Source organism: Clostridioides sp. ZZV15-6383 (genome assembly GCF_020657735.1).
Lineage (GTDB): Bacteria > Bacillota > Clostridia > Peptostreptococcales > Peptostreptococcaceae > Clostridioides > Clostridioides difficile_D.
Map to the genome: position 1 here is coordinate 1 of NZ_JAGWCV010000059.1, position 22,041 is coordinate 22,041.

17 protein-coding genes and 2 riboswitches are annotated in these 22,041 nt (G+C 27.5%); of the genes, 6 read left to right on the forward strand and 11 right to left on the reverse strand.

Annotation, left to right across the window (positions count from 1 at the left end; all coding sequences use genetic code 11):
- Positions 1-248: 248 nt before the first annotated feature.
- Positions 249-1,502, reverse strand: a complete 1,254-nt coding sequence (locus KGF42_RS16205; protein ID WP_227823069.1) for a flagellar protein FliS — start codon at positions 1,500-1,502, stop codon at positions 249-251.
- A 103-nt stretch (positions 1,503-1,605) separates the two neighbouring features.
- Positions 1,606-3,726 (reverse strand): DNA topoisomerase III, encoded by a 2,121-nt coding sequence (locus KGF42_RS16210; RefSeq protein ID WP_227823068.1) that lies wholly within the window; start codon positions 3,724-3,726, stop codon positions 1,606-1,608.
- Between the two features lie 427 nt (positions 3,727-4,153).
- Positions 4,154-4,242, forward strand: a riboswitch (glycine riboswitch).
- A gap of 188 nt (positions 4,243-4,430) precedes the next feature.
- On the opposite strand from KGF42_RS16210, the gene KGF42_RS16215 reads away from it, so the two are divergent.
- Positions 4,431-5,798, forward strand: a complete 1,368-nt coding sequence (locus KGF42_RS16215) for an alanine/glycine:cation symporter family protein (protein ID WP_107594258.1) — start codon at positions 4,431-4,433, stop codon at positions 5,796-5,798.
- Positions 5,799-5,948: 150 nt separating this feature from the next.
- On the opposite strand, the gene KGF42_RS16220 is transcribed toward KGF42_RS16215, so the two are convergent.
- The 7 genes from KGF42_RS16220 to KGF42_RS16250 form a co-directional block, all read right to left on the reverse strand.
- Positions 5,949-6,596 (reverse strand): class II aldolase/adducin family protein, encoded by a 648-nt coding sequence (locus KGF42_RS16220; protein WP_227826687.1) that lies wholly within the window; start codon positions 6,594-6,596, stop codon positions 5,949-5,951.
- 17 nt (positions 6,597-6,613) lie between these two features.
- Positions 6,614-7,300 carry an L-ribulose-5-phosphate 4-epimerase gene (gene araD, locus KGF42_RS16225; RefSeq protein ID WP_054274305.1) on the reverse strand — a complete coding sequence of 229 codons (687 nt, stop codon included), beginning with the start codon at positions 7,298-7,300 and terminating at the stop codon, positions 6,614-6,616.
- Between the two features lie 99 nt (positions 7,301-7,399).
- A complete protein-coding gene (locus tag KGF42_RS16230; protein WP_227823066.1) occupies positions 7,400-8,458 on the reverse strand; it encodes a galactitol-1-phosphate 5-dehydrogenase in 1,059 nt (352 codons plus the stop codon).
- A gap of 341 nt (positions 8,459-8,799) precedes the next feature.
- A complete protein-coding gene (locus KGF42_RS16235) occupies positions 8,800-10,206 on the reverse strand; it encodes a PTS transporter subunit IIC (RefSeq protein WP_227826688.1) in 1,407 nt (468 codons plus the stop codon).
- 31 nt (positions 10,207-10,237) lie between these two features.
- Positions 10,238-10,540, reverse strand: a complete 303-nt coding sequence (locus KGF42_RS16240) for a PTS sugar transporter subunit IIB (RefSeq protein WP_227823064.1) — start codon at positions 10,538-10,540, stop codon at positions 10,238-10,240.
- A gap of 121 nt (positions 10,541-10,661) precedes the next feature.
- Positions 10,662-11,108, reverse strand: a complete 447-nt coding sequence (locus KGF42_RS16245) for a PTS sugar transporter subunit IIA (protein WP_054274309.1) — start codon at positions 11,106-11,108, stop codon at positions 10,662-10,664.
- A 33-nt stretch (positions 11,109-11,141) separates the two neighbouring features.
- Positions 11,142-14,045 (reverse strand): sigma 54-interacting transcriptional regulator, encoded by a 2,904-nt coding sequence (locus tag KGF42_RS16250; protein ID WP_227826689.1) that lies wholly within the window; start codon positions 14,043-14,045, stop codon positions 11,142-11,144.
- A gap of 499 nt (positions 14,046-14,544) precedes the next feature.
- On the opposite strand from KGF42_RS16250, the gene KGF42_RS16255 reads away from it, so the two are divergent.
- The 3 genes from KGF42_RS16255 (at position 14,545) to KGF42_RS16265 (ending at position 17,216) form a co-directional block, all read left to right on the forward strand.
- Positions 14,545-15,930: a PLP-dependent aminotransferase family protein gene (locus KGF42_RS16255; RefSeq protein ID WP_227823061.1), complete on the forward strand. Its 1,386-nt coding sequence runs from the start codon at positions 14,545-14,547 to the stop codon at positions 15,928-15,930.
- A gap of 268 nt (positions 15,931-16,198) precedes the next feature.
- Complete coding sequence (locus KGF42_RS16260) at positions 16,199-16,900, forward strand: AzlC family ABC transporter permease (RefSeq protein WP_227823060.1); 702 nt, start codon at positions 16,199-16,201, stop codon at positions 16,898-16,900.
- Positions 16,893-17,216, forward strand: a complete 324-nt coding sequence (locus KGF42_RS16265; RefSeq protein ID WP_054274313.1) for an AzlD domain-containing protein — start codon at positions 16,893-16,895, stop codon at positions 17,214-17,216. The genes KGF42_RS16260 and KGF42_RS16265 overlap by 8 nt, the downstream gene beginning before the upstream one ends.
- A gap of 189 nt (positions 17,217-17,405) precedes the next feature.
- Here KGF42_RS16265 and KGF42_RS16270 read toward each other — a convergent pair whose 3' ends face one another.
- Together KGF42_RS16270 and KGF42_RS16275 are read right to left on the reverse strand one after the other, a co-directional pair.
- A complete protein-coding gene (locus KGF42_RS16270) occupies positions 17,406-19,496 on the reverse strand; it encodes a sensor histidine kinase (protein WP_255650986.1) in 2,091 nt (696 codons plus the stop codon).
- A 195-nt stretch (positions 19,497-19,691) separates the two neighbouring features.
- Positions 19,692-20,384 carry a response regulator transcription factor gene (locus KGF42_RS16275; protein WP_054274316.1) on the reverse strand — a complete coding sequence of 231 codons (693 nt, stop codon included), beginning with the start codon at positions 20,382-20,384 and terminating at the stop codon, positions 19,692-19,694.
- Positions 20,385-21,108: 724 nt separating this feature from the next.
- A riboswitch (cyclic di-GMP riboswitch) is annotated at positions 21,109-21,198 on the forward strand.
- A gap of 53 nt (positions 21,199-21,251) precedes the next feature.
- On the opposite strand from KGF42_RS16275, the gene KGF42_RS16280 reads away from it, so the two are divergent.
- Positions 21,252-21,428, forward strand: a complete 177-nt coding sequence (locus KGF42_RS16280) for a hypothetical protein (protein WP_227826691.1) — start codon at positions 21,252-21,254, stop codon at positions 21,426-21,428.
- A 225-nt stretch (positions 21,429-21,653) separates the two neighbouring features.
- Positions 21,654-21,854: a cold-shock protein gene (locus KGF42_RS16285; protein ID WP_021424814.1), complete on the forward strand. Its 201-nt coding sequence runs from the start codon at positions 21,654-21,656 to the stop codon at positions 21,852-21,854.
- Positions 21,855-22,041: the final 187 nt, after the last annotated feature.

Below are 22,041 nucleotides of genomic sequence, written 5' to 3' on the forward strand. Positions count from 1 at the left end.
TTTACAGCTTTTAGTTTAAGTTCTTTGCTATATTTTTTGTGTTTTTTAGACATAGAAAAACCCCCTTAGAGTATACACTTTTTAGACCTATTATAATGGCCTTTTATTTAAATGTCTACTATAAGGGAATTATACCAAAATATAGATAAGCCTCTTTTTAATTGTTAAAATGATGAAAATACATTTGATTTTATACAAAAAGAGTGCCTCATAAACTAAAAAGTCTATTCTGAGACGCTCCCTTTTTTCTACTCTGCACAAGTAATATCAATCATTTTTTTATATTCATTTTCATTATTTAAAACATCTATACTTTTAAATTTTTCTTTCATTTTCCCTTCAATTTTTAATGAATAATCTATTGTATATGGAATAAATTTCTCTATTTCTTTTATATATTCTATAGAAAAAAATTCAGCATTATAAACTATAGAAAACAAAATTAACATTAAGCAATCATTCTTTATCATAGTTATTACAGATTCATTTTTATTGTTAATTTTAAAACTATCTATTAACTCAATAGTAAAATTTATTAGTTTATTTACAACTTTATCTAAAGTACCCTCTTTTGCCATCTCTGTAATAATAGTTTTATGGTTGTATTTTAAATCTTCTTTTATATCCTGTAAATCATCAGATATTTGTAATAAAAATCCATAGCCGATACAAAACTCTATTTCTTCCTTTGTCATCAATCCACTTATTAAATATCCATCTACTAAAACAGACGAGCCACCTTTTTCAATGGAAATGGATAATAAATCTTCCTTACACAAATGATTTTCATCGTTTTGTTGTTTTAAACTCTTTACTTGACTTTTAAATATTAATAATAGTGATTCATAGACTTCTGTAAACTTTTCTCTAGAATATACACTTTCAATATAATCTATCATTTGAGATACTTTACTTTCATGATAGTTATTAGATTTAATGTGTTCTCCCAAGAGCCTTTTTTCTAACCAGTTATTAAATAAAATCTTATCAGTTTTATTTATACTTGTATTGTCTAAATAATTATCAGTATATGGATATAACATGCTATATGCAAAGTTAGCTTTTGAATAATAGACCTCTTTACCAAATAATAATTGTAATGCATTTGAAATCCATACATTCCTCATAGCTTGCATAATATCCCCTATAGGTAAATCACCATCAAATTTTCTAGCATCTCTAATAAATTGTTTTGTTATATCTAAAAATTTTTTTCTATCTTCCACATCCATTTTTTCTAACTTAAAAATATTTTCTTTTTCTAATGTCTTTTGTAAGAAAGCTTCACCCTTTTTTGCCCACATTTTTCTCAATACAAAGTCACTTGGATACTTTTCTAAATGAACTGATATTGTATTTATCAATTTATCCAATTCTTTTTCACTCTTTTTTTGTGAATCCTTACTATATGTTTCTATATTGTCAAATAATTCAACACTTAAATTATTCCATGTATTCTCACACTCTTTACAATAATATTTAAATATATCCCTCAAATCCATTTAACAGCCCTACTTTCATGCCTAAATTATATGCTATATTATACCAGTACATATAACTAATATACAATTAAAATTATAATTGTGTATAATAATAACTTTAAAATTATTTATTTTTTAGTTTAGCTAATGCTTCTGCAAATGGATTATTAAATGTTTCTTGATTTTTATTTTGATTTTTTAAATATTGATTAACATCTTTTTTTGATGCCTTCTTTTTTTCTTCTTGCTTTCTCTTATTGAAAGAAGAAAGCTTTTCTCTGTATCCACAGCTACAAGTGAAGATTCTTCCCTCACCTTCTCCACGAAGTTCTAATTTTTTATGACAGTTAGGGCATCTTGAATTAGTTACTTGTGATATAGTTTTTCTAGTGTTACACTCTCTATCTTCACAAATCAGCATTTTGCCTTTCTTACCATTTACCTCTAACATGAATTTACCACACTCTGGACATCTATTTTTAGTTAAGTTATCATGTTTAAATTTATTATCACTATTTTTTATTTCTAAAACAATATCTTTTGAATAATCTTTCATGTTATTTATAAAGGTATCTTTACTAAGTTTTCCCTTTGAAATATCCAATAACTTCTTTTCCCATGAAGCTGTAAGTTCTGGTGTCTTCAAATCTATCGGAACTAAATCTAATAATTGTCTACCTTTTGATGTTATATATATATCTTTATTTTTCTTTTCCATTAAAAATGAATTGAATAATTTTTCTATTATATCTGCTCTTGTAGCAACTGTCCCAAGACCATTTTTTTCCATAGCTGTCAATAATGTACCCTCATTTAAGTATGGTGGTGGATTTGTTTTACCTGAATTTATCTTTAATCCCTTAACTTTAAGTATGTCTTTTTCTAAAACATTTGGTATACTTTCATACTCATCTTCATCTTCAATATCTTTATAATTTTCCTTCCAACCTAAATTTATTACTTTATTTCCCTTAGCCTTAAATATTTCGCCTTCTACAGTTGCATTTATAGTTGTCTGTTCATATTCAAAAGGAGGAGACAGTACTGCTAAAAATCTTTTTACTACAAGATTATATATTTTTCGCTCTTTATCACTAAAATCACTCATAAAGACTTTCTGCTCCGTTGGTATTATTGCATGATGGTCTGTTACCTTTGAATTATCAACAAATGATTTATTAGCTGTAATATTACTTTTTAATAATTTATTACAAATTTTTGAATAATCGCTAACATTTACAGCTTTTATTCTATCTTTCAATGTTCCAACAATATCTGAAGTTAGGTATCTAGAATCAGTTCTAGGATAAGTAAGTACTTTATGATACTCATATAGTTTTTGCATTATAGATAATGTTTCTTTTGCTGAAAATCCAAACATTTTATTTGCATCTCTTTGTAACTCTGTTAAATCATAGAGTGCAGGTGAATATTTTTTCTTATATGACTTACTTACTTCAGATATTTTTATGTCTAAATTTTTTATTTTTTCCAATATGCTCTCTATCTTTTCCTTACTAAATGTTGAGGAGCCACTATTCTTATCATTCCAAATAAACTTTATATCTGAACTTCCCTTTGTAGCGATTAATTCCAATCCATAATACTCTTTAGGTTTGAAATTTCTTATTTCCTCTTCTCTCTTAAGCAACATTGCAAGAGTAGGAGTTTGAACTCTTCCACAAGAAAGTTGTGCATTGTACTTTGTTGTCAAAGCTCTAGTTGCATTTATTCCAATAATCCAATCAGCTTCTGCTCGTGCTATTGCTGAATAGTATAAATTTTCATATTCTTTTCCAGCTTTTAATTTCGCAAATCCTTCTTTTATTGCTTTGTCTGTACTTGAAGAAATCCAAAGGCGCTTTAGAGGTTTTTTTACTTGTGATTTTTCTATTATCCACCTTGCTACAAGTTCTCCTTCACGACCTGCATCTGTTGCTATAACTATTTCATCTATATCATTTCTATTCATTTGAGTTTTGACTGTATTAAACTGTTTTCCACTCTTTTTTATTACAACAGTCTTCAGGTGCTTAGGAAGTATTGGCAAGTCTTCTAAGCTCCATGATTTATATCTTTCTCCATAACTTTCAGGGTCAGCAAGTGTAACTAAATGACCTAATGCCCAAGTTACCACATACTTTGAACCCTCTATATATCCGTTTTTTTCATTTTTTGACCCTAAAACTTTTGCTATATCTCTTCCAACAGAAGGCTTTTCTGCCAGTACTAATACTTTTCCCATCTAAAAATACTTCCTTTCTCTATGCTTAATCTCATATTACGATTAAAATCTAAATAAATAGAACTTTTCTTAATATCGTAACTATAATATTACCATAATTTAATCATATCTAATTAATTATTTAAAACTTTCTTATTTTTTTATTTAAAACTTATCTTATTTCTAATTTGTATACCTATTATAGAATCCATTTTCACGTATATTACTTATATTTATAAGTTTATAATTCGTAAATAGGCATACATTTTTATATTTTTTCTTTGTTTTTTAAATTTTCAGTTGACAAAACATAAAAACTTATATTAATATTATTAATACAATAAGCTATGACAAATCAATATCCGGTTAAGATTTTATAGAAGAGTTGCTATACAGCACACCGAAGGAGTAACACTCTCAGGTACTTTTAAAAGTAGGACTGTAAAATTTACGGAACTCTGGAGAGACCCATTATGGGCGCCGAAGGGGCAAGGCTTTTATGCTCAATCTCTCAGGCAAAAGGACAGGGATTATCTACCAAAACTAGTATTTATTAATACTTTTATTTTGGTTGCTAATTAGTGTATATCCAGAGCTGAATCTTTTTTAGATTTAGCTTTTTTTATTACACTAGAAATTATTAATAAATTATACTTATTTCCTGTCAATTACTTCATTAAAAATTCTATTGATTATGTAAAGCAAAAAAATGAGGGAGTGTTTTTATGAATCTAATTGATGTTTTAAACAAAGTTGATGCTTTTATTTGGGGACCACCCCTACTAGTATTGCTAGTTGGTACTGGTATACTACTTACTGTTAAACTTGGAGTTATACAAATAATTAAACTTCCAAGAGCTCTTAAGTTAATATTCTCTGCTGAAAACAAAGGTAGTGGTGATGTTTCAAGTTTTGCAGCTTTATGTACTGCACTAGCTGCTACAGTTGGTACTGGTAATATTGTTGGTGTTGCTACAGCTATTAAAGCTGGTGGACCTGGTGCACTTTTTTGGATGTGGATAGCAGCTTTCTTTGGAATGGCTACTAAGTATTCAGAAGGTGTTCTTGCAATAAAATACAGAACTAAAGATAAAAATGGTCAAGTGTCTGGTGGACCAATGTACTACATAGTAAATGGTATGGGGGAAAAATGGAGACCTCTTGCAATATTTTTCGCTATAAGTGGTATATTAGTTGCACTTTTAGGAATAGGTACTTTTACTCAAGTAAATTCAATAACAGATGCTATAAATAATAGTTTTGGAGTAGACCCTAGAATCACAGGTGTTGTATTAGCAGTATTTGTAGCTTTAGTTGTATTTGGAGGTCTTAAAAGTATATCTAATGTAGCTACTAAGATAGTACCTTTTATGGCGGTTATATATATCGTAATCTGTGGAATCATTTTACTATCTTTTTGGAATAAAATTCCTGAAACTTTTATGCTAATAATCAAAAGTGCATTTACACCTACTGCTGCTACTGGTGGTTTTCTAGGAGCAACTATGTCGCTAGCAATTAGAAATGGTATAGCTCGTGGTGTATTTTCAAATGAATCTGGTCTAGGTAGTGCTCCAATAGCTGCAGCAGCTGCTAAAACTGAATGGCCAGCAGAACAAGGTCTTATATCTATGACAGGTACTTTTATAGACACTATTATAATCTGTACTCTTACTGGATTCTCTCTTGTTATTTCAGGAGTATGGTGTTCAGACCTAAATGGAGCTGTTATGACACAAGCAGCTTTTAATGGAGCAATTCCTACATTTGGACCAATATTACTTACAGTTAGTTTAACATTATTTGCATTTACTACAATTTTAGGATGGAGTTATTATGGAGAAAGATGTTTTGAATTCCTATTTGGTGTAAGAGGTATGAATGGGTATAGAACTGTATTTGTAGCTATGGTGTTATTAGGTGCATTCTTAAAATTAGAAGTTGTTTGGATAATTGCTGATATCGTAAATGGACTTATGGCAATACCTAACCTGATAGCTTTACTTGCACTATCTCCTATAATAGTCTCTGAAACTAAAAAATATTTTGAACATATAAATTCTCCAGAAAATCAGATAAAGAAAAATGCATAAATAAAAAGTATAGAATTCCAAGTCAATTTTATATGACTTTGGAATTCTATATTCTTTTTAAAAAATATAGTAATTAATATAAGATAAGATAGTAATTGACATAAATAGTACATATATTTTAATTAATCACTTCAATAAAAATTGCTTAGATTAAAATTTTATTTCTTCTGGGTATTTCCATGAGTTAAATTCATCAACATCTACTACTTCAAGCTCTTTAAACTGATTTAACACTAAAGACCGATAATATATTTCTGCTACCTCTTCTACATATCTTGATTTTAATAATGCCTCATCTAAATCATCACCTACAGTTGTTAGACCATGCCTTTCTAGTAAACATGCATCTGTATCTAACAATAATTTTGAAACACTTTTAGCTAATTTTAAAGTTCCTGGTCTTTCATATGGAGCAATATCTACATAACCACCATAGTTAACTGATTCATATACAATTGGTATAATTGGTTTCTTTGCTACTGAAAATGTTGTTGCATATAAAGAATGAGTATGTGATATAGCATTTACATTTTCCCTTATTTTATATATTTCAATATGCATCAACACCTCACTACTTGGTTTAATGCCTTTCTGAACCTCTATTATATTTCCATCTAAATCTAAAACACAAATATGCTCAACTTTTAATTCTTCTCTTCCTATACCTGAGGGTGTTATAAGTATATATCCAGTATCTTTATCTCTAATACTAAAATTGCCAGCTTTTTCTTTACATAAACCATAATGTTCTGCTTTAATTGCTATTTCCACAATTTTGACCTTTAAAGACTCTAGCATAATTCACCTCCAAGTAATTATTTTTGACCATAGTATGCATTTTTTCCATGCTTTCTTGAAAAATGCTTATTCATAAGTACCTTCTCCATAATATTATCAGGACTCATTAACTCTGTATAATAGGCCATCTTTGCAACTTCTTCTAAAACTACTGCATTATGGACAGCCTCATTTGCACTTTTTCCCCATGTAAAAGGTCCATGGTCATTCACAATTATTCCTGGACAATGAATTGGGTTTTTTCCCATAAATTCTTCAACAATTACATTTCCAGTTTCTTTTTCGTATTCACTGCAAATTTCTTCTTTAGTCATTTTTCTGGTACATGGTATACTTCCATAAAAATAATCTGCATGAGTAGTACCACATGCTGGTATAGATTTCCCTATTTGAGCCCATATTGTGGCCCAACTTGAATGTGTATGTACGATTCCCCCTAACTCTTCAAATTCTTTATATAAAACTAGATGAGTTGGAGTATCTGAAGAAGGTCTTAATTTACCATCAACTACATTTCCGTCTAAGTCAACTACTACCATATCTTCTACAGCCATACTGCTATACTCTACACCACTTGGTTTTATGACTACTAATCCTTTTTCTCTATCTATCCCACTTACATTTCCCCAAGTATAAGTAATTAGTCCTTTCTCAGGTAATTCTAAATTTGCTTTTAATACCTCTTCTTTTAAATTTTCTAACATTTTTCTTCCTCCTATATTTTATTTGGAAAAATTATTTTTATTTTATTTAATGTCGTAATTATAAAATTTAATAATTTTTTATATTTATTTATTAAATTTTCATATTTCTACTAGGATTTTATTAAAATTAATCTCTCTCTTGCTCATTTTACTTAAAAAATCACCAACTTCATTAAGACCTATTCTATGTGAAATCATCGGTTTAAAAACAATATCACCTTTTCCCATAAAATCCAAAGTTGCTCTCCATGCTCTTCCAGGATAAGGACTTGTATATGAATTCCAAGAACCTTTCAAAGTAAGTTCCCCACGTAATATACACTCAGTAGCTTCTACACCGAGTGGCAATTCTGTGTGTGATATACCCACAAACACTATAGTTCCTCTCTTTTTTGCTACAAGCAGAGATTGTTCTTGTGTAAATCTGCTACCAGCAGTCTCTATTACAACATCAGCACCACCATTTGTTATTTTTTTTATTTCTTTAATTACATTTACTTCTTTTGAATTCAATGTATAATTCGCTCCTAAAGACTTAGAAATTTCTAACTTTTCATTAAATATATCAACAGCTATAATCTTAGATGCTCCAAACACCTTTGCCCATTGTATAGTAAATTGACCTATTGGACCACATCCCAGCACAACTACACTATCTCCTACTTTAATATCGGACTTTGAAATCCCATGATAAGCTATAGTTGCTGGTTCAATTCCAGCAGCAGTTTCATAGTCTAATGTATCTGGTAGTTTTAAAATATGTTCTTCTGGAACTCTTACATACTCTGCCAATGCTCCATTTACTCTTGTTCCAATTATATTGTAATCATCACACAAACCAAAATTACCTTCCTTACAGTAGTCACATTCTCCACAAGGTACTAATGGTGCAACAGCTACTCTATCCCCTATATTAATATGTTTTACTTTTTCTCCAATTTTAACAACTTCACCAGAAAATTCATGCCCTAAAATTAATGGATATGATGTATTTCCACTCAAACCACTTACCATAGACCTAGGTAAATCTGAACCACATATTCCAACATACTTTACATTTACAAGTACTTCTGTATTTGTTATTTCTGGTATACCTACCATTTCGTATCTGACATCACCTACATTGTATAATACTGATGCTCTCATTTTATCTTCCATATAAATATCTCCTTTCATGCTATATAACTCTATATAGCAATATCTATGCCATACAAAAGATAAATAGTTTATTCAGGTAAATACCTTATATACAAGGCATTTTGTCAATGAGAATTACATTTTATAAAATCAAATTACATTACTGTATAGACATAAAAAAATATGTTTTTAATATCATGCTATACAGAAAAAGTTAAATAAATACAAAAAATTATAATTGCAAATATTACCAAAATAAAAAGAAGTTTACATTTCATTTAAATATTTCTCAGATATTACCTGATACTTATATAAAATCAGCTATAAACTCCTTTATTTACTATTATCTCATTTTTATAAACTTAAACTATTACAGGCTCTTCTTCTATATTCTTAAGTGCTTGTTTTTCTAGATATTCGAGTATGCCTGCTTTATTCTTTCTAAATAATGCCCACAGAACAAAGTAAATTACAACTACAAGACCTATATAAATTGGATTTGCACTTAGAAATGCAAAGAAAACTAATCCCATCAAAGGTTTTCCTAGTATATTAAAACTTGTTATCAACATTGCTCCTGCTGGTATGGCAACCCCTATACTTGTAGCCATATCTGTGAATAATGGTGCTGTAGATGTACAAATATATAATCCTAGTCCAAACCAAATTATACCTGAAACTAATACTTTTGGTATATTACCATTATGTATAGCAACTAGACCTTGCACCATATATGGAATTGCCAATAAATCTACAACTGGTAATACCTTATTACCAGGAAGTATCATAGCGATTACAAGCATTATTGGAATTAATATAAGACCTGATATCAGAGTTGCAGGTTCACCATATCCAACAGCATCATTCACTGCTATATACCACTCACGGTTTCCAGCTTTTTGCATAATCTTTCTAGCTGCTTCTGTTATAGGTGCAAATGCTTGAGCAAACATACTTGCTACTTTAGGGAAGATTGCCATGACAGCACTTGTAGATATACCTACTTTCATTATTTCTCCCCAAGCTTCCATAGTAGTTATTCTTGTCATATTACCTAATATACCTATAAACATCCCTAAAAAAAGCCCTAGAGTAATTGGTTCACCTAAGAATCCTAATTTTTTCTCTAATTCTTTAGGATTTAATTTTATTTTGTTTAGTCCTAATTTGTTGTATATAGGGTCTGCAAATACTGCAAACACAGAAGCTTCAACATTATGCATGGCTATTATTGTACAATTAGGGTATCTATAGTAACTAGACCATCTCTTTGCAACTAACTCTGATATTAACAAACTATATAAGTTTAATAAAACCATACATGCTATACCTAAAGGAAAATTTCCTGTTACTCCTATGACCATTGCTCCCCATACCATATAAGAATAGTTATTCCATAAATCCGATGGTTGAAACACGTCTGTCCATTTTATCAAAAATAAAATTGTTTGTAATAATATTCCAAGACCTAAATATATCATACCTGCACTTGTTGAAAATGCAACCAACGATGTGGCTTGCCAACCAACATCAAAAACCGGTAGATTTACTCCTGTACTCTCAACCATCCTATTGATAACTGGTGTTATTATTGGTGTAAATGAATTTAAAATCAGTGTAAAACCTTGTAAAGCAACTCCTGCATATACAGCAGAAAGAAACGATTTCTTAGTAGTTACTTTAAATATCTTTGCTATTATGAATATTATAATTGGAACTATAATTGCAGAACCAAATGTATCGATTATAGATTTCATAAATTCTAACATCTTTTATCCTCCTATTTATAAAATTAATTGGTTACTTGTCTATCCCTTCAATAACATTTAAAACTTCTTCAAAGAATGCTTCTTCCCCTATGCCAGTTAGGCAAGCAAATGCATTTATAGTTGGTATTCCATAATCCCCTGTTTGAAGTGGACTAGTAAAGGTTATAAAGTCAAATCTTCCTGATTGTGCTAAATTTAGTGCTTCTGTTGGTCTAGTTTCTGTTGTAGTAATAGAAATTCCCTTATTTCCTAATACTTCTTTTAATTTACCTGCTACCATTGATGATGTAACTGTTCCTGAACCACAAACTGATAATACATTAAACTGTTTCATAATAATTTCCTCCTAATTTTTTACTCTAAATTTTTATTTTATATAGATTAAACCTATTTAGAAAATAATACTTACTTTGATTGTTTAAATTTTAATTTTTTATTTCTAAGATTTTTCTACATTAGATTTCTATAAAATCCAATAATTTAGCTACTTCTTCCTTTGTTGATGCATTTTTTATACTCTTTAACAGCTTTATATTTTGAAAAACTGACATTAAATCTTTTAATAGTTTTACTTGTGAATCTGGATTCTTTACTGCTAATAAAAATACAAGTTCTACATCAAGTCTATCTGTTGGGTCTATCATTGAATTAAACTTTACTGGCTTTTTCAATATGCCCACAGCTACATTAGATTCATTTACATGTTTTGAATCTGTGTGTGGAATAGCAACACACATTTCGCCAATATTGAGACCTGTTGGTAATGTCTTTTCTCTTTCCAAGACAGCATTTATATATGTATCTTTTACATATTCTTTTTGATACATTATATTTCCTAATTCTTCAATAACATTTTCATAATCATTAGATTCTAAACCTAATGATATTAAATCTACATTCATTACTCTGACTCCTCTCAATTTTTTTTGCTATAGCTACAGATGTTTAAATTTATCAAATATAATATTTCTGAAATCCTCTTTATTAAAACACTTATTAGCATTATTCATAAATTCCTCATCTTTTAATATCTCAAGAACATTTTTAACAACTTCTTTATCATTAGCCTGAAAAACTGGCATAAATATAAAATTTACATTGCCTACACCCCAGTCAATGGGATTCTTTAGTTTGACAAAAACAAATCTTGTACTATTTACAGTAGAAGAATCTCCATGAGGCACACCTACAGCTCCTTTAGAATATGTTGGAAGCATCTCTTCTCTATGTAAAACTGAATCTAAGTAGTCTTTTTCTACATATTCTTTATTTATAAGAATTGAACATACATATTCTAATAAATCCTTTTTAAAGTATATATCTGGTTCAAAAATTACTAAATCTTCATCAAGCATTCTTTCATACGATTTAGTAAGTTTGTCATCTTGTTGTTTTGATTTTGATAGATAAATATCCAAATTTTTAAAAAGTTCTTTATTATATGGTATGAAATTTATACCTGCTATCTTAGGATTTATTGTCCCAATAATAGCTAATATATTGTTTGTCTCCTTTAGATTTTCAATTTTATAAAATAGATTTTCATCTAATGCACTCATTTGATAGCATTTAGTATTATCATACTTTTCTTCCAATGTTTTACTTATGTACTTAGCAGTTCCTTCTCCAGTAAGACACAAAGTTACAATTGCATTTGATTTATCTATGTGTTTTTCCAATTCATAGTTATACCCCATCCTATCTTTTAACAAAGAAAAAAACATTTCATCCAACTCTTCATCTCCCATAGAAACTTTTCTAGCTGCTTCTAGTGCCATTAAGAGGTCTACTCTATCAATAGTTTTAGTATTTATATTAGTTCTCTTATTTACTATTTGTCCTATGTTTGTAAGTGAACCAATGTCTACCAAAAATAATATACCTTTTCCTTGGTCTATTATTTTTGACAATTCTACTGCCTTATTGTATATGTTTATTGGTTTTTCATCTAAAGGCATATCTATAGCCACAGGAAACTTTACGCCTAAAAGCTCTTTAACTACATTTACAGTCTCTGTAGCTATGCGTCCATGAGAAATTATTATTAACCCTACTTTATCTTTTTTTACTTCATTTTTTAGAGCTGACTTTATATAGAGTGTTATAAATCCAACTTCATCATCTGGAATCTTAACCCCAATTGATTCTTCGATTTTTATTGCAAAACTTTTACCAATTTCATATTCTTTTGAAAAGTCAATTCTTATTTTTTCTAAATTTACATTTATTATCTTTTGATTTAGTTTAATTCTTTTTATAGCTTCTTCTAAGTGTATCGCTAGATATTTAAACATATTTTTATTTACTTCTAAATTGATATTTTTTTCAACTATATCATTCATAAGTTCTTTTACCAGTTTTACTAAACTATCACTTACAAAACTATTTAAATCACTCATTGAAAAAATCTCTTCATCACTACTTAGATTGAACTCTAAGTCAGCAAATCTATTTAAAATAAAAGTCCATAAAATATTCTCTATGTCTATATCTTCAATATCTAGATATTTTAAGTCATAATACTTCTTTTCAATTGTTTTGTATATATCCTCTGGTAATATATACTCATCATTCAAAAGATTTCCTTTTATTGATGATTCTTCTAAATTAAATGGTATAAATATAGCATTTTTTAAATATTTTCTTATCTCTATGTATTCAATTTCTTGAAAGGCTGCATCTTTAAAAGAATCTTTAAGCTTCAAAACTTCATTTATATCTACTACTACTATCGATTCATTCTCTTCATCTTTAGAATTTATAAACTTCATAAAAGCTCTTGCACAAAGAACCTGAATCATATTTTGTAATTGTCCTATGTTTCCACTAAACTTTTTTAGTGTAAGTATTTCAATCACATTTTTATCTACAAATATTTTTGCACTTATTCTGTTACACTCTTGTTGAAAGATATTGTATATAAGGTCTATTTTCTCTTTTAGTAATCTATCATGTAATGGTGGCAAAGTTATTAGCATTGGTATTCTTCTTCTAAATGTTAATAATAAATTAGTCTCTACATTTTCAGTAGTTGCTCCAATCAACATAATACTTACTTTTCTTTCAGCATTGGTTTCACCTAATCTTCTAAATTTTCCTCTATCTAAGATAGAAAATAGTATTTCTTGACCTTTTGGAGGCAATCTATGTATTTCATCTAAAAATAAAACTCCTTCATCAGCTTCTTCTACAAGACCTGGTGCATCATATTCAGCTCCAGTAAATGCACCTTTTTTATATCCAAATAACAAAGACAATAATAATTGTGGATTGTCACTATAATCAGCACAATTAAATACAACAAAATTGGAACTCTCTTTTATTATTTTTTTCTGCTTTGCAAACTCATACATATGTCTAGAAAATAAACTCTTACCAACTCCACTTTCTCCCACAATCAATGTAGGCAATCCTTTGGGTGGGTACAATATAGCAGATTTAGCCTGCTCTACAGCATTTCTAAGACTCCCTTTATTTCCTATTAGAGTTTCAAATGGGTCACTCGATTCTTCTTTAGTTGCCTCTACTACATCCATTTCTAAACTTTCTTTAGGTAAAAGTTCCTCTACAACTCTTCTGGATATATTAAAACCTTCTGTCATCAATTCTCTTGTGATTTCTGATATAGAAATATTCTTATTTTTTTGTAATATTGATGAAATTGCTGATTTCAGATAGGGATATCTTCTTTGCCTTGAATTACTTATATTAAGCTCTTTTCTCAAATTAGTTATATTCTCTCTAGTTGTGCTTAAAAATTTTGCTATTTGAACATCTGTTAATGGATCTTTTTTATTTTCTGTATTTATGATGTTTAAAAGCTTATCTCTCAACTCCATGCTTAATAACTCCTTTCTTGATAAATATATAAGCAACTACCATGCCATACTTACTTTAATATTTTTTACTACTCAAACCCTGTAAGTAACTAGATGTTATAAGTATTTATACATTTTGATAAGCATTTACATTTTGTATATTTAGTAATTTACTAAATGTATTAGCTATTTATAATCTTAAATAATTTAATCCTTTGTTTAAATTATAATGTAAAAAGCTTTATAAATTTATGATTGAAAAACTTACTCAATCAGATATAATAGTACATATCTACTCAACAATAAGAGTTGCAATAAACTGTGTTTTTAACTCTTTCTGTTTTAAAATTTTACATTTATATAATAGTATATCTATTTATATATATAAGATTTTAGCTATATACATAGCTTTAATATGATTTTATATGGCGTATTATACTATTTTAACTTAAAAATTAATTCAATTCTTGTAAGAATATTGTTTGGAAAAAATCAAATTAATAACGAGAGGTGAAAACTTATGCCAATTAATTCTTTTGAAAATTATCCTATGAGTTGGAAACCAAAACGGCCTTCAAAAGGACAAATATTATATAAAGCTATCGCAGAGCAATTAGAGCAAGATATCAACAATGGATTTTTATTGCCAGGTACTAAATTGCCTCCTCAACGTGAATTGGCAGATTTCCTAGATGTTAATGTCAGCACTATCTCTAGAGCTTTTAAAATTTGTGAAAAAAAAGGATTAATAAGTGGAGTTACAGGAAGTGGAACCTTTGTGTCTTATGATGCACGTTCAAATCTATTCTTAATGTCGAGTAATAGCAAAATTACATTTATTGAAATGGGCACAATGAATCCAGATTTCACACTAGAAGAAATGAATACTTTATTTAAACATATAATTAAAGAAATAGATTTTAAAACGATATTCCAGTATGGACAAAGAGATGGTGCTAAATGGCAAAAAGAAGCTATTGTCAAATTAATTTATAAGGCTGGGCTTGAAACTACAGCAGATAGCTTACTTCCTGCAAGTGGTGGACAAAATGCGATTGTAGCTATTTTAGCAGGTCTATTTCAACATGGAGATAGAATAGGTGTAGACCCATTAACTTATCCTGGAATAAAAACAGCAGCTAAAATGCTTGGAATACAACTAATTCCAATTAAACAAGGGAATGGTGAAATTAGTGAGGAAGGCTTATTATATTCTTGTAAAAATGAAAATATTAAAGGTCTATACATAATACCAGATTATCAAAATCCAACTACACATATAATGTCAAAAAATGGGCGAAAAATGATTGCAAATATTGCTTCTAAATACAACTTAATTGTGATTGAGGATGCTATTCATAGTTTACTTAATGAAGCACATTTAAATCCAGTAGCTTCCTATATACCCAATCAAACAATTTATATTACAAGTTTATCAAAAATTATTGCACCTAGTCTGCGATTAGCATATATCTCTACACCTAAACAGTATCGAGAAGCATTATCAGATGCGTTATACAATATTAATTTGTCTCAATCTTATTTTTTAACAGAAATTGCTTATCGTATGATTACATCAGGAGAAGCTGATAAATTAATTAATGCACGTCGTAAATCTGCAAGAAGAAGAAATAAGATTATTAATCAATATTTATCTGGTTATAATCTTTTAGGGAGTGAAGAATGTATATTTAGATGGTTGATTCTTCCTGATGGTATAATGGCAGAAAAATTTGAAATACAAGCACTTAAAGAAGGTGTACAAGTTTATGCATCTGAGCGTTTTGCTGTTGGTAAAGAAAAACCGATTTCTGCAATAAGAATAGCGGTATGTGCTACAGAAAGTACAGAAGAACTTAAAGCTGGTCTGACTGTATTAAAAAAATTATTAGAAGAGGAAAGATAATTGTATTGCACACAATATTTTAATTGTGTGTATTTTTTTTTGTTGTTACAATGAAATTACACCAGATAATAATTAATTATAGAGATTAACATATATTATTACATCATAATAACAAATAGATAAAATTCAATAGTATTTTAGAATTATCTTGTTTTTATATAGTAATTTATATATTAATCCAAATTTATTTTTAAGTATGATTGCAATTATACAATTAATCTATTTTTATCTTTTTTTAATATATTTAATACAAAAGGAGTGATTTATTATGGAAAGAACTCAACAATTAAGAGAAAGCTTCATTGCTTCAATTCCAATATTTTTAGGTTACATACCTATAGGTATAGTAGGAGGAATACTATTACAAAAATCTGATCTTTCACCTTTTCAAATAGCATTAATGGTAACTCTGGTATTTGGAGGAAGTTCTCAATTCATTGCAGCTTCAATGATTTCTACTGGTGCAAGTGTAACATCTATTGTTTTGACTACATTTATAGTTAATTTAAGACATTTTCTAATGAGTTCTAATTTGAATATGTACATAAAAAATAAAAGCCCAAAATTTATATTGCCATTTTGTCACACTATAACAGATGAAACTTTTGCGGTTAATTATGAAAAATTTACTACTGGAAATTGGTCTGATAAAAATGCTATTTATCTCAATTTCTTCTGTTTAATTTCATCAGTTTTAGCTAATTTTATTGGAGCATTTCTAGGAGAAAGTATATCTATAGACAGTTCCATTTCTGGCTTCATATTGACTTCTATGTTTATAGCCTTAATAGTTTCTCAAATAAAAAATAAAATTTATATTTTAGTATTTATATCATCAATTATTATTTCTGTTATTTTATATGCATTATTCAAAAGTAATTTAGTAATAATAGTTTCATCGATTTTAGCATCTTTAATTGGTTTCTTTATAGAAGAATCTTACTATAAAAAGGAGGAATCTTATGAATAATAATTATATATTTTTTATTATAATTGGAATGTACATTGTTACATATCTACCAAGGGTTCTTCCTATGTTAATTTTCTCAAAAAAAGAGATGCCTGAGTTTTTGAAAAAAATCATGAAATTTATACCTGTGGCAATACTTACTTCCTTAACTGCTAAAGATGTATTTTTTAATGGAGATAACCTATATTTATCTATAACGAACCCTAAAATTATATCTTTTATGATTGTACTTCTTGTTGCATATAGATTTAAATCTATTGGTATTTCTATTATTACAGGTGTGATATCTATATATCTATTTGGCATTATCATATGATACTTTAATAATATTTTATTGTATAAATTATGTGTACAATTTTAATTTAATTTGTTATTTTGTTAATTTCAAATAAAAAACAGAGTGACTTAAAGTTACTCTGTTTTTACATTTCATCCTCTACTGTCAATGTTCTAATGTCTTATAGTGAAAGCTTCTGATGGTTATTCACAAAAAATATACGTATACTTAAATATTATCTAAGTCCATATTTGTTACTTCTTCTTCATATTTTTGAAACTCTAAATTTGCTTTAAATAAATCTCCATCTATTTCTATATAGAATTTTCCACCTTGTAAATTTACTAAATCTCTTGCAATAGCAAGTCCTAATCCACTACCTTCAGTATTTCTTGATTCATCAGCCCTTTTAAATCTTTCCATAATCTCACTTGGGTCAAAATTTAATTCATAAGAAGATATATTTTTCATAGTCACCTTTACATTTTCAACACAATCATATACATCAATATATACTCTAGTTCCTTCTAAAGAATATTTTGCTATATTAGACAAAAGATTTTCAAATACTCTATACATTCTTCTTCCATCTGCCCATATATACACCTTATCATTTGGAACATTTAATTTTATATATAAATTATTTTTAGATAATTTTTCTTCAAGTTCACCTATACTTTGTCTTAAGAGTTGCACTAAATCAATCTTACTAATTTGTAATTCTATATTACCACTACTTACTCTACTAGCTTCAAATAAATCTTCTATCAATAATTTTAGTCGTTTTGACTTTGACTCAAGTACATTTATATAATCATTTATATACTTTGGTTGTATAGATTCTTCTTTTTTAATTAAATCTACATAATTTATTATCGAAGTAAGTGGAGTTTTCAAATCATGAGATACATTTGTTATAAGGTCAGACTTCATTCTTTCACTTTTTACTTGCTCTTCTATCGCTTTATCGAGACCTTCTCCAATATTATTTATATTTTCAGCTAAAGATGTAAAGTTATCATTTCCATTAATTTTTATCTTATAATCTAAATTTCCCTGTTTTATCTTTTCAGTACCTTCTATTATATAACTAAGATAGGAAAGTCTCTTAGTTATATAGATTGCAAATCCTAAAAAAATACATATAGAAAACAACAATCCTAAACTTATACTTTGAGTACTAATTACCATAATTAAAATCAAAGATGTTAACACTATTATAATAATTTTTCTTGCTAAAGATACTTTCTTTATAGCGTTAATAACCTCCTTTATAGTTTTTATTAACCATAAAATCACTCTTACTATGATACTTGACTTAAATATGCATATTTTACTTTCTAAATAACTTAATTGAACATTTATAAAAAATATATTATTTGATACTACCAATAAAGATAAAGAAGCCAGCATAATGACATAAATATGATAAGATATATCAAAAGCATACATAATTAAAATTGCTATTGAAATATATACCAGTATTACATTAAATTCCATAGGTATCTTATTATATATTAGTAAAAATATGTTATTTCTTTTTAAAACTTTACATTTTATTCTGCTGTATAAAATTATAGATAATAAACATATAATTGCTAAACTTAAACTAGCTACAAAAAATAATCTTACTTTTTCTGTAGCTTGTTTAAATATTTGAAAGTCAGTATATACTATTCCATCTTCTATAGTTGGCTCTTCTGGAAAAGATACATATGCCTCAAAAGCTTCATCTACTCCATTTCGTTCCATACTCAGATTATTCAGTTTAAACTTTTTTCCATTTATTGTTTTAATAATATATGAGCTCTTTCCTACATTATTTATTATCTCTATATTACAATAGCTCTTAGTTTTTTGCTTAAAATCATCTAAATTGTCATATGATGTATTTGAATAAAATGCTCCTGTAAATGTATCAATAACATACACTTTTATATTTTTTAGATAACCTAAATATTCTTCAGGAGTTTGTTTATTACTCATGATTTTATCATACTCAGAGTCACTAATACTTAAATCTATACTTTTACCTTTTGTTTGGCGATACTCATAATTTAATTTACTTTTTTCTCCACTAGTTAACAGACTACCCACAGATAGCTTAAAATTGGATAACAAAATTGGCATTGTTCCTTCATCAAATATATTACTGTCATAAAAATCATCAGATATATTAAAAATCCCACTTTTTGTAGAAGTCCTTTGTATATTGTATTTAGGTTCAGCAAGCCCTATTGTTACCAACAATATAGTTAATGGAAATGAGATAGATATTATGATTAATGAGACTAACTTTAATGCTCTATATTTTTCCAAGTTGCTCACCTCATCTACATTGTCAGTATCTTATATAAAATAAAGTTTAAAAAAAGCATAATCCCCATAGAGTAAATTAAACTATCAGAGAAAAAGTTAAAACATATTAGAATTCCTAACATCTGTGTAAATGTAAAAATAATTAAAATCAAAATACAATTAAATATTAAACTCTTTTCTTTTACAATTTTTCCACTAAAATTTTTCAATCTTATAACCAACTCCCCACACCACCTTTAAAAATCTTGGTTCTTTTGGATTTATTTCAATCTTTTCTCTTATTCGTCTAATATGTACTGCGACTGTATTTTCTGAATTAAAACTTTCCTCATTCCATACCTTTTCGTATATCTCATCTATTGAGAAAACTCGTCCTTTATTTTCTAAAAGAAGCTCAATGATTTTATACTCAATTGGAGTCATTTTTATGTTTTCACCATCAATTTTTACTTCTTTTGTTAGTGTATTTAACTCCAAAGTTCCACTTTTTAAAATTTCTTTACATGTATCTTCATAATTGCCTAAAGTTACATACCGTCTTAAGTTTGATTTAACTCTAGCTATAAGCTCTAATAGATTAAATGGCTTTGTTATATAATCATCAGCTCCAATATTTAATCCTATTATTTTATCTGTATCTTCACTTTTTGCTGAAATTAAAATTATTGGTATGTTTTTTTCTTCTCGTATTTTTATAGTTGCTTTGATTCCATCTAATTTAGGCATCATTATATCCATTAATATTAGATGAATGTCATTCTCTGTTATTATTTCCAAAGCTTTCATTCCATCATATGCTTTATATATTTTAAACCCTTCTGATTTAAGATATATTTCTATTGAATCAACAATTTCTTTATCATCATCTACTACTAATATATTGTACATATTTTCACTTCCTCTATTGTATAATAATACTTATCTCTATTATACAATATCTTTTACTTCCTTTCTCAACAATGACTAAATTGTTATATTATATTGGCTTACATTTTTGTAACTTTCCCTTATAAATATATAATAGAACATAAATCTTAAGAAAATATTATCCTAAATCTTAAATATTTCTTAAGATTTAAGATAAATTGAGGCTTATTTGAATTAATTGATTTGAATTATGTTGTTTTCAGATTACTTTTATTTAAGTGTTTTGATTAGATTAAGCTGAATTGATGTATATTAATTCTTATTGAGTAGTTTTTATACATACTATCTACTATATACTATACATATTCTATTAAAATTTATATAAATATAAGACAAACCTATTTCATTTTTTTAACATGTTCAGAATAATAAACAAAATGAAGGCACAAAAAGTTATACTTTCATACCTTCACTTTGTTTGTTATGTATTTATCTGTCATTTTTATCTTTCAAATTTTTAAAATATTCTTCTAATATCATCATCTACTTTATAATCCTTACCATGTAATGCTTAAATTAAACTTTATATTGAACTTTTATGTATGTTCTTTAAAAATTCTCTTGTTTAAAAACTCTAATATTGTTTTTCACAAGTAAAATAACATTCATATATAAATTTATTAAGTTTTCAACCAAGTATGTTAAATAGTAACTAATTCTATTGTATTATTGTAATTGTAGAATAAAACTAAATCGGCAAAACTAGAGAAATTTAGTGACGCAAAGCTATAGGGACTAACGCTTATAAAATAAGTTATGTCAGCCAGTTGCCAAAAAGATGTTTTCTTTTTGTTTTTCATGAAAGTTTTTTAGGGGGATAAATATGTTATGTTTGGATATAAAATGGATAAATGTACACATATGTTAACTGCTTATATTGGTAGTTCATATGATTATTGTGATTTTATAGATACACAGTTAGATGATTTTATACTAGAGTACGGAGAAAATACAGTAGAATCTTGTTTGCACCAAGTTATGGTATTAGTAAGCAAGTATAATTAGATAGATTTTGTTTTCTAGAAAACCCTTTTTAGTTTTATTTACATTTATATCAATATAAATTAATACAAAGCATTTAAATTTATTTTAAGATTAAGAATAAATATAAATGTTAATTAAAAATTATAATTAAATAGACATTTATATTAATCTATGATATAATAGTACTTGTGGTGATACACAAGTAAATCAAGTATATCTTGATATAGGTTAATAGGAGTATTTTTAATGAATAATGGAATAGTAAAATGGTTTAATAATGAAAAAGGATTTGGGTTTATATCAATGGAAGGTGGAGATGATGTATTTGCTCATTTCTCAGCTATACAAACTTCAGGATTTAAATCATTAGAAGAAGGTCAAAAAGTAAGCTTTGATATAGTTAAAGGCGCTAGAGGTCCTCAAGCAGAAAATATAACTATATTATAATATATAGATTTTTCGGAAAGACTCTTTTCAGGGTCTTTTTTTATTGATAATATTTTAGATGTATATAAAAAAGTCCCCTCCAACAAGAGAATACTTAGTTTAAATGCTTTTAATAAAATAAGACTCACAAAAAGATATTTATAAAGTATATATTTTATAAATATCTTTTTTAGTTAAACTATATAAT

Coding starts and splice junctions, on each gene's coding strand:
- KGF42_RS16205 (WP_227823069.1), bottom strand. CDS start 1,502: ATGGATTTGAGGGATATATTTAAATATTATTGTAAAGAGTGTGAGAAT.
- KGF42_RS16210 (WP_227823068.1), bottom strand. CDS start 3,726: ATGGGAAAAGTATTAGTACTGGCAGAAAAGCCTTCTGTTGGAAGAGAT.
- KGF42_RS16215 (WP_107594258.1), top strand. CDS start 4,431: ATGAATCTAATTGATGTTTTAAACAAAGTTGATGCTTTTATTTGGGGA.
- KGF42_RS16220 (WP_227826687.1), bottom strand. CDS start 6,596: ATGCTAGAGTCTTTAAAGGTCAAAATTGTGGAAATAGCAATTAAAGCA.
- araD (WP_054274305.1), bottom strand. CDS start 7,300: ATGTTAGAAAATTTAAAAGAAGAGGTATTAAAAGCAAATTTAGAATTA.
- KGF42_RS16230 (WP_227823066.1), bottom strand. CDS start 8,458: ATGGAAGATAAAATGAGAGCATCAGTATTATACAATGTAGGTGATGTC.
- KGF42_RS16235 (WP_227826688.1), bottom strand. CDS start 10,206: ATGTTAGAATTTATGAAATCTATAATCGATACATTTGGTTCTGCAATT.
- KGF42_RS16240 (WP_227823064.1), bottom strand. CDS start 10,540: ATGAAACAGTTTAATGTATTATCAGTTTGTGGTTCAGGAACAGTTACA.
- KGF42_RS16245 (WP_054274309.1), bottom strand. CDS start 11,108: ATGAATGTAGATTTAATATCATTAGGTTTAGAATCTAATGATTATGAA.
- KGF42_RS16250 (WP_227826689.1), bottom strand. CDS start 14,045: ATGGAGTTGAGAGATAAGCTTTTAAACATCATAAATACAGAAAATAAA.
- KGF42_RS16255 (WP_227823061.1), top strand. CDS start 14,545: ATGCCAATTAATTCTTTTGAAAATTATCCTATGAGTTGGAAACCAAAA.
- KGF42_RS16260 (WP_227823060.1), top strand. CDS start 16,199: ATGGAAAGAACTCAACAATTAAGAGAAAGCTTCATTGCTTCAATTCCA.
- KGF42_RS16265 (WP_054274313.1), top strand. CDS start 16,893: ATGAATAATAATTATATATTTTTTATTATAATTGGAATGTACATTGTT.
- KGF42_RS16275 (WP_054274316.1), bottom strand. CDS start 20,384: ATGTACAATATATTAGTAGTAGATGATGATAAAGAAATTGTTGATTCA.
- KGF42_RS16280 (WP_227826691.1), top strand. CDS start 21,252: ATGTTTGGATATAAAATGGATAAATGTACACATATGTTAACTGCTTAT.
- KGF42_RS16285 (WP_021424814.1), top strand. CDS start 21,654: ATGAATAATGGAATAGTAAAATGGTTTAATAATGAAAAAGGATTTGGG.